A 15,330-nucleotide genomic window follows, 5' to 3' on the forward strand; every position below is an offset into this window, starting at 1 on the left:
ATGTGGGGCTATAGCTCAGCTGGGAGAGCGCCTGCCTTGCACGCAGGAGGTCAGCAGTTCGATCCTGCTTAGCTCCACCACTTTCCTACTCTTCTATTATTTCCTATTTTTAATCATCTTATTATTCTATTATTTTTTACACTCTCATTTTTATATTTGCTCATTCCTTGTTTGTTTAGTCTTTGTTGTCTATAAATTATCTCATCTGTAGCGTTCATACTTTTGGCTTAAACAATGGATATACCTAAACGCACCACGTTAAAAAAGCTTGCTGTCATTGGTTTAACTGCGGGCGTGGTTACCCATGTACCTTATGTGTTTGCCAGAAAAAAAATAACCTTAAGAGTGTTAGGAACGCATGTCACGCTGCAAGAGGCTATTCGTAAACAAGCAATGCTTGATTTGGGTATAAATATAGAGTTTTCCCCTGCAGGTAGCGCTGCCGTATTACAAAAAGCCTCCATGGACCCTAGCTCCTTTGATTTATACGAACAGTGGTCAAACAGTATTAATGTACTGTGGCGAGCAGGGACGATTCAAGCCATAGAAAAAAAGCGACTAACCTACTTTAATGAAATAAATTCTCTGACTAAAACGGGTAAACTCACTCCCGAGGCCAAATTGGGCGCAGGCGACGCCCCTTATAAACTACTCAATGTACAAGAGAATGGCACACTAAGTGCAAACGAAAGCGATCATATTAGCTTTTTACCTTATGTACATAATGTTGACTCTTTTGGCTATAACACTGCCATGATTAAGCCTGGTATTGCTTATGAAACTGAAAGCTGGGGCTGGCTACTGGATGATGCGCACCGAGGCAAAGTCGGCATTGTAAATGCACCCACAATAGGCTTGTTTGACCTGGCTTTGGCAGCACAAAGCAAAGGATTGATAACATTTAAAGATATTGGTGCGATTACTCGCTCTGAGCTTGACCGTTTATTTAGTATTTTAATTGACTATAAACGACAGGGGCATTTTGCGGGTTATTGGAACTCGGTGCCAGAGTCTATTGAATTTATGAAAAGCCAACGCGTGCATATTGAAAGTATGTTTTCTCCTGCTGTTGCCTCACTAAATAGTCAAAATATTAACGTACGATTTGCCGCCCCAAAAGAGGGCTACCGAGGCTGGCATGGGGTCATGTGCTTATCATCACAGGTTAATAATAACCAAAAAGATGCCGCATACGATTACATGAACTGGTGGCTTTCGGGGTGGGCGGGCGCATTTATTGCTCGCCAAGGATATTACATTAGTAACCCGCAGCGCTCAAAAGCAATGCTTTCACCAAGCGAATGGGATTACTGGTACTTAGGAAAGCCCACTTCGGTTAACTTGCTAAACACCCAGAAACAGGTCGCAGTAAAGGCCGGTGAGCAGCGAAATGGCGGTAGCTATTTAAAACGTTTAAGCAATGTAGCTGTTTGGAATAGCGTTATGCCTACTTACGATTACAGCTTACAAAAATGGTATGAGTTAATAAGCAGATAATGATAACCCGCTCAATAAAATCTAAAATAATAATTGCCTTATGCGTTTTAATTACCTTATTAATTTTGCAAAGTTACTTATTCAATTATTCGCAAAAGTCGCTTTTTGAGCTACAAAACGCGCAGCACAAAGCATTATTACAAAGTGAAGCTGTCACCCGCTTAGAAAACGATGTGATTTCTTTGCAAAGCCAAGCCATAGCTTATTTAGATCATGCTAATAGCAATACTATTGATAAGTTTAATATGCACTATAACGATGCAAAAATGGATTTAGGCAGGCTTAGTAAACATATAGAAGAATATGATGAAAGCTATCAAAGCAACATTAAGCGCCTCAACGAGTATTTAAATAATTACCAAGATACGTTTAACCGGGTGGTCGTTAACAGAACTAAGCGAGAGCAGTTGTACCTTTCACAGTTTAAGCAGCCTATTGACACACTAAAAGCGCAACTTAATAAGCTGGAGAAAAGCACGCTTGGTAACAAACAGACAATAATAGTGAATATCCTTTTAACTATTAGCAATATAGAACAGGCAGCAAACAACTATTTACACAAGCCAAATTATGATGAAGCAAAAAATGTGCAAGATAACCTAGCACACTTAAACACCCTGCTTGCGCGCATTGAAACCGCTAATACTATCCAATTTAATAATACTGACGAGCTTGAGCAAGCATATAGCCAATTAGTTATATTAACGCGCAGTTATACGTTTTCTATAAATGTAGTTTTAACTGGAATAGAAAACGAGCTCCTTTACCTAGCCGAAAAAATCAGAGCTATTGAGAAACAAAAGCTCACCCAAACAGAGCAGCAGCTGAGAGAGCACGTACTCAAAAGTACAGAGATGGGAAATCTATTTGCGGCTTTAATCTCCGTCATAATTACGATAATCACCTTTTTTATTTTTAACTCCGTCATTAAGCCTATCGCACAGTTAACCAAGCTGCTAAAAGATATGAGTAATGAAAAACAAGTTACACTTAATAGTAATACACACCATCAAAATGAAATTAACTCTGTTATTACCGCGGCCAATGCGCTGTATTTAAAAAATAAGCAAACAAAAGAGCTACTAGCAGAAACGCAAGCGCTTAATTCAAAAATGGAATCAATGAATAAAGAGCTTACACTGGCCATCACTCAAGCAAAAAATGCCAACCAAGCGAAAAGCGACTTTGTTGCTAATATGAGCCATGAGCTACGTACGCCCATGAATGGTATTTTAGGCATGCTACAGCTTTTACAAAGCAGCGCCCTGCCACCCAAGCAAAAACACTACGCCGATAAAGCCTTTTCAAGTGCCCAAAACCTTCTGCAAATTCTAAATAACGTGCTCGATTTTTCTAAACTTGAGTCTGATAAAGTCAAACTTGAATCAATCCCTTTCACTTTGCATACCGTGGTGTCTAATGTAAAAAATTTATTCTCGGTGAACGCTAAACAAAAAGGGTTGCGCCTTAATTTTGTATTACATGTTGATGCAGGGCTAGAGCTGATGGGTGATCCGCTGCATTTAAGTCAAATTATTAATAACTGTGTAGGTAATGCAATTAAATTTACAGAGCGCGGTGAAGTAACAGTAACGATTGAAGCCACCACACAAAATGAACAGCAAATTCAATTGCGCTTTGGTATTAAAGACACTGGCATAGGCATGACCCCAGAGCAAACAGCATCCATTTTTGACTCGTTCTACCAAGGCGACTCTAGTACAACACGCAAATATGGGGGAACAGGGCTAGGCTTAACCATTTGTAAGCAGCTTACTAAGTTGCTAGGTGGCGAAATACAAGTACGCAGTACACCACAGCTAGGCAGTGAGTTTTACTTTACACTCCCATTTAAAATGACCAATAAAGAAGCACTTAAAAAACATGCGCTACTTATTAGCCCCGATAATGAGCAAATAAAATCACTCACCGCGTTGTTAAGCAACGCCGATATTACGGCAGAAATTACCCAAGAGCCGTTGCGTGCAATTGCAAAAATGTCTCAACCCAGTAACCCTTTTAATATTGTTATTATGTCGTTGCCGCATAAAGAGCTAAAAGATAATTTTATTTTGCAGCAACTGTACTTACAAAAACAAAAAAATAAACATAAGTTACTGCTTATTCTACTTATTAGCGATCAAGAACACCCACAATCAATCCCCGATAGCGACCATATTGATATTTTAACAATAGGCAATACCGATACTGAGTCACAGTTAATGCGTTTATTATTGCCCGAAACAACGCAGCTTAAAGAGGGAGAGTCTTACCCACAATATACTGGTTATACTGCACTTACTGTAGATGATAACTCTGTAAACCAAGAGATTCTTGAAGCACTGTTAACTAAAATGAATATGACCGTTATCTCTGCAAATAACGGTGAAGAGGCCCTAATAAAAGTAGAAGAAAGTGCAATTGATATTATATTTATGGACATTCAAATGCCTGTTATGGATGGTTTAGAAGCCACACGTATACTACGCCAAAGAGGTTATACGCTTCCAATCGTTGCAGTTACGGCAGCTGTATTACCTAATGATAAAAAAGCCGCTATAAGAGCAGGCATGGACGACTTTTTAGTGAAGCCGCTGTTATTTGGCCTGCTTTGCAATACCGTAGAAAAACATTTAAAAAAGGCCCAAACGCTGAGTACATTAAATCTCGCTGTAGCAAAGGATAACCTTGAAGATAATAATGAACTCATCAATTCAATCTTTTCTAAATTTGACAGTGACTATAGCCACTTTATGGAAACAATCTTAAAGCATTTAAAAAATAATGAGCATGAAGCATTAGTTAGGGAAATGCATAATTTAAAAGGCCTTGCTGGCACACTAGGGTTAGAGCGACTTGAGCAAAGTGCCAAAAAAATTGAATTAGAGCTGATAAATAACACTCACCCTGATTTTAGCGCTTTTAATGAACAACTGACCTTAGCACTTTATGCCATTAAACAGTTGCAAGTAACCAATACGTATAACCAGCAGGCCGGCGCAATTAATTTAGAACAAAGCCCAGATACATTAATTGATGAGGTATATTCTTTAGCGTTATCTGCTCGTCCTATTCCTAGTAAATTAATTAGAGCAGTTGAGCTTCAAAAATTCGAGCATTCTCATCCATTATTTAAGCTAAAAGAGGCAATTGATAACTTTAACTACGCTTTAGTAATTAAACTGATTGATAAGTACAGAAATAACTATAAAAACTAGACAATTATGGCAACTATAAACTAACTTTAATGAGTAATTAAAGAATAAGGATTTAGTGTGCATTCAACCTTTCTTGCTAGCAATAATAAACCGGTAGTAAATCAACAGCGAAAACCTTTGATTCTCATAGTTGATGATGAACCTAGCAACCTACATGTACTAGTGGAAGGCCTACTTGCAGACTACGATGTACGCATTTCAACAAGCGGTGAGCAAGCGCTTGTATTTATAGAGTCCACCCGCCCTGATTTAATTTTACTCGATATTATGATGCCGGGCATGGACGGTTATGAAGTATGTAAAATACTTAAGGCAAAGCAAAACACCAAAGGCATCCCTATCATTTTTGTTACTGCTCTTACAGAAGAAGAATCTGAAGAGAAAGGCTTTGCCATGGGAGCTATTGACTATATCCATAAGCCTTATAAGTTAGCTTTGGTTAGAGCACGTATACGCACACACATTACTGCGCAAGGCATGTTAGACAGACTTATAGAAAAAAACTTTGATTTGCACGATAAATTATTAGAAATAGAGGCCCTTGCAAAAGAGTTAAGTCAGCGTGAAGAAGAGCTTAAGCAACTCTCATCTAAACAAAAATTATTTTATCAAGCCCTTACTAGTACGGCCGATGGTGTTGTTATCACTAATAGCGAAGGGAAGATTATTGCTGTTAATCCATCTTTTTGTAGAATTACAGGCTATTGCGAAGCTGAATCACTGGAAATGGACTTAAAAGATATTAAGCAAAATAACCACCCAAGTATTAGCTTTGATGAAGTGTGGAAACACGCAAACGAAGCAGGTTACTGGAGCGGCGAGCTTGTAACACGACGAAAAAATGGGGAACTCTACCCTGAGCTTTTAACACTTAGTATGGTTAAAAGCGAACAAGACGCCAATATACATTACATTGGTGTATTTAGTGATATCTCCAGCGTGAAAGTAACACAGGAACGAATAGATTATTTAACGTGGCACGATGAGCTTACTAAGCTACCTAATCGTAATGGCTTTTTGAAACAATTAGAGCAACAGTTACAAGATTGCAGTAACGATAAAACGTGTGCCTATATTTATATTATCGATATCGACAGCTTTCACTCCATTAATGATGGTTTAGGGCTTTTAGCAGGAGATAATATTTTAAAGGAGCTTGCTCAGCGTATTCATGCCAGTTTAGATAAAAAAGATATTATTGCACGCTTAGGCAGTGATGAATTTGCAGCCTTATGCAGTGTAGATAAAGGTGTTGGACGCACACGTGCGCAATCAATAGCAGAGAGCAAAGCACAAGAGCTTTTACACGCAGTTAACCGCCCTTTTGACGTTGATGGGCAAGAAGTGAGCTTAACAATTAGTATAGGCACTTATATTTTCCCGCGTGACGATGTCTGGGAAAGTGCGATTGAAACTATCAGAAATTGTGAAGCTGCCTGTTATAAAGCCAAAGAAAAAGGCGGAAACAGAGTTACATTTTTTGATACCACATTTGGTGAGCAAGCTAAACGACGCTTTGAGATTGAGCAAGATTTAAGAAAAGCCATCCCTCAAAATGAGCTATCTATATTTTTACAGTCACAATTTGATAGCAAGCAAACATTAAAAGGCGCTGAAGTTCTGTTGCGCTGGGAACACCCTCAAAAAGGGTTTATAAGCCCCTGTGAGTTTATATCAATAGCCGAAGAATCAGATGTTATTTTTGAGCTGGATTGCTGGGTTACTACCCATGCGCTTAACTTACTTACCAAGCTGAAATATAACCATCCAAGTTTAAATATTTCGGTTAATATAAGCGGCCGGCACTTTCATGAAGCGCGTTTTTTAAACTTTATAAGCGAGCAAATTAAACGTGTTGATATTAATCCTCAGCAACTGACTATAGAAATTATAGAAGGGACGCTACTAAATCACATGGAAGCCGCCATTGAAGCCGTACACTGCCTTAAAAAGCTGGGCGTACGCGTATCGATAGATGACTTTGGTACTGGCTACTCAAGTTTAACGTATTTAAAGCAGCTACCCATTCATGAACTTAAAATAGATCGCTCATTTGTACTCGAAGCCCCCACTGATAACAACGATAAATTAATTATTGATATGATTGTCAGCCTTGGCAGGTTATTTCAGTTAGAGGTCGTTGCGGAGGGGGTCGAGAATCAATCGCACTTTGACTTATTACAAGAGTATCCGGAAGTTATCTTACAAGGGTACCATCTGCATCGGCCTGAACCATTAAAAGATTGGTTAGAGAAGCTAAGTCACACTGTACAAAATGCATAAAAAAACGCCGATTTAACAATCGGCGTTTTTTTCTTTAATTGTCGTTAATCACGCACTTGGCCTTCACCATTAACTAAATACTTTTCAGTGGTAAGTGACTCAAGACCCATAGGGCCATAAGCATGTAGCTTAGTTGTAGCTATACCAATTTCGGCACCTAACCCCAATTGCGAGCCATCTGAAAAACGCGATGAAGCATTTACCATCACTACCGATGCATCAACACTGCGTTGGAAAAGCTCAGCCGCGGTGTCGTTTTTAGTACAAATAACCTCAGTGTGGTTTGAACCAAACTGTGCAATATGATCCACAGCAGCACTAAAACTTGGTACTACACGAATAGCAATTTCTAAATCTAAGTATTCTTCACCAAATTCGTTGTCGGCGAGAACTGTTGCATTATCGAAATATTTTGCCGCTTGCTCATCTGCATTAATTTTCACGCCTTCTTGGCGCAATACAACGGCACATAAATTTAAAAATTCGTCAGCGACGTCTTGATGAACCACAAGCCCTTCAAGCGCATTACATACGCCTGTACGCTGTGTTTTACCGTTTAATAGTAAGTTAAGCGCCACCTCTAGGTCGGCGTCTTTATCTACGTATAAATGACACACACCTTTAAAGTGCTGAATAACTGGAATAGTACTGTTTTCAGTTACAAAGTTAATTAACCCTTCGCCACCACGTGGAATGATTAAGTCTATGGTGTCACGTTGCTGCATTAGCTCCATAAGCAAAGCACGGTCTGGGTCAGGAATAACTGAGATCAGCGCTTTAGGTAAGTTATGTTTTTCCAGTACTCCATGCATTACGCTCGCAATGGCTTGTGAGCTTTTAAGGGCTTCTTTACCACCGCGTAAAATAACACCGTTACCCGATTTAAAACACAATGCCCCTGCATCCGCAGTTACGTTAGGGCGCGCTTCGTAAATCATGCATACAACACCTAATGGTACACGCATTTTACGAATTTTAATGCCATTTGGGCGCTCTGTAATATCGCGTAGCTGACCGACGGGATCATCTAAACTTACGATAACTTCAATACCTTCAGCCATGGCTTCAATACGCTCTTCGTTAAGCGTTAGGCGGTCAATCATTGAAGCGGCTAAGTTGTTATCGCGTGCTGCGCTTAAATCACTTTCGTTTTCTTTAATTATAAATGCTTTTTCTGCGCGCAGTGCTGCCGCCATCTCTGTTAACACTTGGTTTTTAGTCTCGGTGTCGAGTAAAGCAAGTGTATTTGCCGCTTTTGCTGCTTGGCGTGAAATATCCGTAATCAAACTCATGACTTCTCCAATAATGCGATATCTTTTTCTGAAATAACAGGACCAATAGAATCCTGCATTTTTTCACTAAATTCACTTTGCTCGTTATCAGCAATAAAGCTTAACAAGCAACTACTATAATTTGCGGTGGCTTTTGCTAAACGTGTGCCATCCTCGCTTCTAACTAAAATGGTATCGCCAATGGCAAACTCACCATGAACTTCCATTATTTCGTCGCCACGTATGCAACCGTTTTCACCTTCAAGAGACTCATCGAATGAGCCATCTACGACCACTTCACCTTGCTCATTCGCTGTATGCGTCATCCAGTGCACAGCTTCTTGCATTGGTTTTTCATAAGGAAGAAAGACACTACCGGGGTTATCTCCATCCAACAACCTATTAAAGGTCTCTTCTTTAAAACCATTAATAATGTATGTAGCAATACCGTGAGAAGTCGCTTTCTCTGCAGCTTCGATTTTGGTCTTCATACCGCCGGTGCCCACTGCGCTAGTAGCACATCCTGCCATAGCGTAAATAGACTCATCAATTGATTTTATTTCAGGCAGTAAAACTGCGTCTTCATGTAAATTTGGGTTTTTGTCATATAGCCCGTCCACATCTGAAAAAATCATTAATGCGTCAGCATCTGCAGCCGCTGCGACCATGGCTGATAAGTTATCGTTGTCGCCCACTTTTAAGTCATCGGTTGTTACAGCATCATTTTCATTAATAATGGGTAGAACACCATGTTCTAGCAAGGTAAAAATAGTTTCACGAATACTTTCATAGCGCTCACGGTCACGTAAGTCACCGTGCGTTAATAATAATTGCGCTGATGGAAAATCAAAAAAGCGATCCCACATAGCCATCATTTCGGTTTGCCCTGCCGCTGCCATCGCTTTTTTCATGACAACTGAACGTGGAATGTCAGATGGGAATAAGTGTGAGCCTGCAGCGACAGAACCTGAAGATACTAAAATCACCTCAATACCTCGAGCGCGGCAGCGAACAATAAATTGCGCAATGGTTAATAAATAGCGTGAGCGGCACCCATCTTGATCAGGCGCGATTAATGCACTACCAACTTTTAAAACAATACGACGCCAATTTAACTTTTGCATAAAATCTCAACTTTCCATTTTATCTACATTCACACTGTGTGAACTAAAATTAGGTAATTGCGTAAATAGCACGCAATTTCGAATAGGTTTTCATACACTTTTTAAACGCACGCCAACACACGACCTAAAATTGCTTTTAGGTTTGTAAAGACATGAAACAGCACCAACCAAAATGAATGGAGGCCTATTAAATATAAAGATAAAAAGTGTTGTTTATGTATCGCTGTAAAAAGCTGTGTGTGGCTTTTTTGTTAACAACATACATAGAGCCTCTAAAGTCAGATACACCAACAGATAGGGTGATGACTCAAGGACCGAGATTTAGCCGCCACGATGGGAGCTAAACATTGAAAGTAATAGTTCAACTCAAACATTTATTTACTTAATTACTTAAATAAACATGCTTGAAAAAACCATACCAAGATATTCAAAAATACAATAGCTACTAATTTAACGCTAATAACAGTATACATTACTATTATTACAGACCAAATATGACGTTAGTATTAATATTTAACGCGGTCTTGAAAATTATAATTAGATGACTAATTGTTTGAACTCTAAATATAATACGATATTTCGATAGACAAAATCAAGGCTAAAAATCACTCTAATGTATACCCACCCCTAGCATAATATTAATTAGTCACTTAAAATCAATCACTTATATTTATTTTCACGCTTTTATTCATTTTTTTATAAATAAATCAATAAGTTTAACCTACAATTTTTGTATTAAGCGCCAATATTTTATTAGCAAATTAAACATTTCACGTGTATACCCCTGTATTAATATTTAACAAAAGTTATACTTTTCATATTGTGATAAATAAGGAATTCTTAATTTATGTCAGCAATTTATATAGCCGGTATCGCACTTTGTTCAGTGCTTGCCCAATGGGTAGCGTGGGCATTTAAAGTACCCGCTATCTTGTTCTTATTGCTTACCGGTTTATTGCTAGGACCGTTTAGTGGTGTATTAGACCCAGATGCTTTACTTGGCGATTTGTTATTTCCTGTGGTGTCATTGAGTGTTGCTGTGATTTTATTTGAAGGCGCTCTCACTTTGCACTTCAGAGAATTAAAAGGCATAAGTAAGGTCGTTCGTAACCTGTGCTCTATTGGCATGATCACCACTTGTGTGGTGATAAGCTTAAGTGCCTATTGGCTACTCGAACTCAACTGGCGAGTTGCTGCTGTATTGGGGGCCGTACTCGTTGTAACAGGCCCCACAGTAATTGCCCCTTTACTTAATTCGATGCGCCCAACTCAAGATATTGATCGGATATTACGGTGGGAAGGCATTGTGATTGACCCAATCGGTGCCCTTTTTGCTGTACTTGTATTTGAAGCAGTTATGCTAGTAGGCCAAGGAGAAGTACTTAGCCATACTATTGTTGCACTTGTTAAAACAGTCGGCGTTGGGCTGTCTATAGGTATTGTTGCTGGGTGGATCACCACACAACTTATGCGCCGTGAATGGCTCCCCTTTGAACTCCATAAGTTTGGCATACTTGCATTAGTACTTATTAGTTTTTCGGTCTCTAATCATTTAAGCCACGAGTCAGGATTGTTGGCGGTTACCGTATTTGGTATTTGGCTTGCCAATCAAAACGATTTAGAAATCGATTCTGTATTGGAGTTTAAAGAAGACTTATCGATGATTTTAATATCATCACTGTTTATTTTACTTGCTGCACGCCTGCAGCTTTCTGACTTGATGATGTTAGATAGCGACGTATTTATATTTTTAGCCGTGGTGTTATTTATAGCGCGCCCATTGTGTATTGCTATATCTACTTTTGGTACTGACTTACCAATGAAGTCACGCCTGGTGCTATCATGGATAGCCCCAAGAGGTATAGTTGCTGCCGCGGTTGGGTCGGTGTTTGCATTAAGCATGATGGAAGCAGGCGTAGCTGATGCTGAAAAAATGGTGCCGTTAATATTCACTGTTATTATTATTACTGTGGTGCTCCAAAGCTTAACCGCTATTCCGGTTGCTAAGCTATTAGGTGTGCGCCAGCCTTCCCCAAACACTATTCTGATTATTGGTGCGAACCATGTATCGCGCGCTATTGGTAAAGGCTTGCAAGAGCAAAGTATTCCAGTTCACTTATCAGACCCCGCATGGGAGAACTGCAAAATGGCGCGTATGGATGGCCTTGCTTGTTATTACGGTAACCCACAGTCAGAGCATGCTGAGCGTTACTTACCGCTCACAACAATAAGAACGGTATTAGCGCTTTCACCTAACCGCCACCATAATGCGCTTGGTGTACAATATTTTTCTCATTTATTAAATGAAAAAAATGTATTTTCATTGCGCTCATCTACCTCGCATGCAAAAGCGAACAAAGACAGTGCAACATTCCTATCTAGGCAAATTTTGTTTGGTGAAGATGGTTCATACGCTCGCTTAAGCAGCATTATCGCTAAAGGTGGCAAAGTAAGCGCTACACGTATTTCAGAAGAGTTTGATTGGGAGAAATACCAAGAGATGAACCCTGAAGCGATCCCACTGTTTATTTTAAAAGGTGATAAAGACAACGACGAAGATACGCCAGTTAAGCTTCGCCCATTTACCAGTAATATGGAAAAGCCACCGCAAGAGGGAGAGCGTATATTTGCACTTCAGCCCCCAAAAATGTCAGTGTTAAAAGACCCAGCTAAATCAAAAGGCAAAGAAGAAAGCTAGCCACTTATAGTTATTAGACAAAAGCCCTAATTAATCATTAGGGCTTTTTATTTTAAAAAAATGGTGAGTATTATTTGGCACTTACATGGGTAACCGGGCGCGGGCCACAACACTATCTGGCATTTTTTGCGCTAGTAACTTAAGTGCACGCTCAATTTTTTTATGGGTGGCTTTATCTGCTACCGTGGTATTAAATAACCAGCGGTACGCATCTTCAAAGTCACGTGGGCTTCCATAGCCTGAATTAAAAAGCTTAACCAACCTTAGCTGCGCTTTTAGGTTTCCTTGAGCTGAAGCCTCCCGTAAATAGGTAATGGCCATAGCTTTATCTTGCTGTACTAAGCGGCCAGTGTCGTAATAACGCCCAAGCTGCTCTAGCGCAGCCGCTAGGCCTTGCTCAGCCGCTTTACGCATGTAGTACACACCTAACTCTACATTGCGTTCAACACACACGTTATAAGCCAGCATATCACCATATAAAAATTGGTAAGAAGGCAGTGCCATTTTATTGGCCCTTGCCTCTATATCTTGCACTAACTGGCAATCATCTGCCTTCACACGCTGTAAATGTGTATTTTTGTTTATTAGTGCGATTAGCTCCGGCTCGGTATAAAGCGGCACCGCAGCGGGTGTTTCTTCAGCTAACACATTGCTACTGATAGATAAAAGTAATGGAGCGAGCAAAGACGCTAATAAAGTATTACAGGTAGATAGGCGCATGTTTACCACGTATATAATAAAACTTATCAAATAATATACAAAGATCGTTCCAAGGTGAATTTTAGGCATAAAAAAAGCTGCAAAAGCAGCTTTTTTTATATTAATGGTAATTAAGCAAACGGGTTGCGAAGTACCATTGTTTCTACACGATCTGGGCCGGTAGAGATAATATCAACAGGTACACCTGTGATTTCTTCGATACGCTTGATGTAGTCAATCGCAGCCTTTGGTAGGTCTTCGAGACTAGTTACGCCTACTGTGTTTTCAGACCAACCCGGCATCTCTTCGTATACTGGTGTTACTTTCTCGTAACCCTCAGCAGCTAATGGCGTTACATTAGTCACTGTGCCATCTTCTAGCTGGTAACCAGTACAGATTTTAAGTGTTTCTAAACCATCTAACACATCTAACTTAGTTAAACAAAAACCTGAGATGCTGTTGATTTGAACTGCACGGCGCATTGCCACTGCATCTAACCAACCGGTACGGCGTAAACGACCTGTTGTGGCGCCAAACTCATGACCTTTATCGCCTAAGTGCTTACCTACTGGATCTTGTTTTTCAAGGCCATCGTAAAGCTCTGTAGGGAAAGGACCAGAACCAACACGTGTAGTGTACGCTTTAATAATACCTAGCACGTAATCAAGGTTTAATGGACCAAAGCCAGCACCAGTCGCAACACCACCAGCAGTGGTATTAGAAGAGGTTACATAAGGGTAAGTACCGTGATCGATATCAAGTAATGTACCTTGTGCACCTTCAAATAAAATGTGTTCACCCGCTAAACGTGTCTGATCTAAAAGCTCAGTTACATCAACAACCATTGCTTTTAAGATGTCTGCAACAGCCATTGCGTCATCAAACGTTTTTTGGAAATCAACAGCATCTACTTTGTAGTAGTTAACTAAAGTGAAGTTATGGTATTCAAGTACTTCTTTTAGTTTAGCTGCGAATAATTCTGGATTGAATAAGTCACCTACGCGTAAACCGCGACGGGCTACTTTATCTTCGTACGCAGGACCGATACCACGGCCAGTTGTACCAATTGGCTTGTCGCCGCGAGCAGTTTCGCGAGCTACATCTAATGCAACATGGAAAGGCAGAATTAACGGACATGCTTCACTAATTAAAAGACGCTCACGTACAGGTACGCCACGCTCTTCTAACATGCCAATTTCTTTCATTAGCGCTTCTGGTGATAAAACCACACCATTACCAATCACACATTTAACATTGTCACGTAATACACCCGATGGAATAAGGTGTAGAACTGTCTTTTCACCGTCAATAACTAAAGTATGACCCGCATTGTGGCCACCTTGGTATCGAACTACTAAAGATGCTTTGTCTGTAAGGAGATCAACAACCTTACCCTTACCTTCGTCACCCCATTGGGTGCCTAATACAACAACGTTTTTACCCATTGTAAATTCACTTCGAGAAAATTAGGACGAGATTTTACCAGAAAACTAAAGTAAAGATCACCCCTGTTCAGCTTATTTTTTCTGCGCGTATTTTTTAGGCCATCATACTTTTTAAATAACCACATATATAACAGCCATTTAAACTTTCAAATTATACTTAACAAAAAGCCCCGCATAGGCGGGGCTTTATAGCTTTAAATGATTAAGGCATCGCTTATTGCGCTGCAGCGCCTTTCATATATTTAAAGAAGTCGCTGTCAGGTGAAAGCACCATCACATCTTGCTTATCTTTAAAGGTCTTTTTATACGCCTCTAAAGAACGAACAAAACCAAAGAACTCTGGATCTTTGTTGTATGCTTTAGCATAAATAGCAGCAGCTTCTGCATCACCTTGACCACGTACTGAGCGCGCATTACGCTCCGCATCAGCGAGCATGACCGTTACTCGGCGGTCAACATTAGCACGAATTGTTTCTGCTTTTTCTTGGCCTTCCGAGCGATGCTCTTTTGCAACAGCAGTACGCTCAGCGCGCATACGTTGGTAAATAGAGCTGCTCACTTCTTGTGGTAAGTTAATTTGCTTAACACGCACGTCAAGTACTTCAATACCTAACTCGCGCGCACTTTCAGAAGCTTGTACTAATGCCTCTTCCATTAGCTCACTACGCTCACCTGATACAATCTCGCGAATAGTACGCGTACCAAAGTTAGTACGCAGACCATTATTAACTTTTTGCTTTAGTAGTGTTTCAGCATATTGCTTATCACCACGAGCACGAAGGTAAAATGCGCTAAAGTCGTTTACGCGCCATTTAACAAACGAATCAACAATTAAGTCTTTTTTCTCGCTTGTCACAAAGCGGTCTGGCGTGCCATCTAGCGTTTGAATACGTGCATCAATACGACGTACTTGGCTAAAAAATGGTACTTTTAAATGAAGGCCTGGGCTGTATACAACCGCTTTGTCTTCACTGTCTTTTTCAACCTTGCTAAATAGCAACACGATTGCTTTTTGCCCTTCAGGTACTACAAATACCGCAGAGAAAGACATAACAATGGCAGCTAATAGTATGACTAAACTAAAGTTTTTCATGA

General features: G+C 40.0%; 9 protein-coding genes and 1 tRNA gene. 5 read left to right on the forward strand and 5 right to left on the reverse strand.

All coding sequences use genetic code 11. The annotated features are described in order from the left end of the window. The first annotated feature begins 4 nt into the window (after positions 1 to 4). The 4 genes from AN389_RS17715 (at position 5) to AN389_RS17730 (ending at position 6,998) form a co-directional block, all read left to right on the forward strand. A tRNA-Ala gene (locus tag AN389_RS17715) sits at positions 5 to 80 on the forward strand. A gap of 154 nt (positions 81 to 234) precedes the next feature. Next, positions 235 to 1,497 (forward strand): PotD/PotF family extracellular solute-binding protein, encoded by a 1,263-nt coding sequence (locus tag AN389_RS17720; RefSeq protein WP_055017947.1) that lies wholly within the window; start codon positions 235 to 237, stop codon positions 1,495 to 1,497. Next, on the forward strand, positions 1,497 to 4,715 hold the full coding sequence (locus tag AN389_RS17725) for a hybrid sensor histidine kinase/response regulator (protein ID WP_055020364.1): 3,219 nt from the start codon (positions 1,497 to 1,499) through the stop codon (positions 4,713 to 4,715). Before AN389_RS17720 ends, AN389_RS17725 begins: the two co-directional genes overlap by 1 nt. A 57-nt stretch (positions 4,716 to 4,772) precedes the next feature. Beyond that, positions 4,773 to 6,998: an EAL domain-containing protein gene (locus tag AN389_RS17730; RefSeq protein WP_055020365.1), complete on the forward strand. Its 2,226-nt coding sequence runs from the start codon at positions 4,773 to 4,775 to the stop codon at positions 6,996 to 6,998. Between the two features lie 44 nt (positions 6,999 to 7,042). Here the strand turns inward: AN389_RS17730 and AN389_RS17735 are convergent, their stop codons facing one another. Continuing rightward, positions 7,043 to 8,290 (reverse strand): glutamate-5-semialdehyde dehydrogenase, encoded by a 1,248-nt coding sequence (locus AN389_RS17735; protein ID WP_055014667.1) that lies wholly within the window; start codon positions 8,288 to 8,290, stop codon positions 7,043 to 7,045. Then, positions 8,287 to 9,393, reverse strand: coding sequence for a glutamate 5-kinase (gene proB / locus AN389_RS17740; RefSeq protein ID WP_055014666.1), 1,107 nt, complete (start codon positions 9,391 to 9,393; stop codon positions 8,287 to 8,289). Before proB ends, AN389_RS17735 begins: the two co-directional genes overlap by 4 nt. Before the next feature lie 847 nt (positions 9,394 to 10,240). On the opposite strand from proB, the gene AN389_RS17745 reads away from it, so the two are divergent. Beyond that, positions 10,241 to 12,091 (forward strand): sodium:proton antiporter, encoded by a 1,851-nt coding sequence (locus AN389_RS17745; RefSeq protein WP_055014665.1) that lies wholly within the window; start codon positions 10,241 to 10,243, stop codon positions 12,089 to 12,091. Between the two features lie 81 nt (positions 12,092 to 12,172). On the opposite strand, the gene AN389_RS17750 is transcribed toward AN389_RS17745, so the two are convergent. The 3 genes from AN389_RS17750 to hflC form a co-directional block, all read right to left on the reverse strand. Further along, positions 12,173 to 12,811, reverse strand: coding sequence for a tetratricopeptide repeat protein (locus AN389_RS17750; RefSeq protein ID WP_055014757.1), 639 nt, complete (start codon positions 12,809 to 12,811; stop codon positions 12,173 to 12,175). A 110-nt stretch (positions 12,812 to 12,921) separates the two neighbouring features. Further along, on the reverse strand, positions 12,922 to 14,235 hold the full coding sequence (locus tag AN389_RS17755) for an adenylosuccinate synthase (RefSeq protein WP_055014664.1): 1,314 nt from the start codon (positions 14,233 to 14,235) through the stop codon (positions 12,922 to 12,924). 214 nt (positions 14,236 to 14,449) lie between these two features. Next, complete coding sequence (gene hflC / locus AN389_RS17760; protein ID WP_004587662.1) at positions 14,450 to 15,328, reverse strand: protease modulator HflC; 879 nt, start codon at positions 15,326 to 15,328, stop codon at positions 14,450 to 14,452. Between the last annotated feature and the right edge of the window lie 2 nt (positions 15,329 to 15,330).

This window comes from Pseudoalteromonas sp. P1-7a (genome assembly GCF_001401855.1).
Lineage (GTDB): Bacteria > Pseudomonadota > Gammaproteobacteria > Enterobacterales > Alteromonadaceae > Pseudoalteromonas.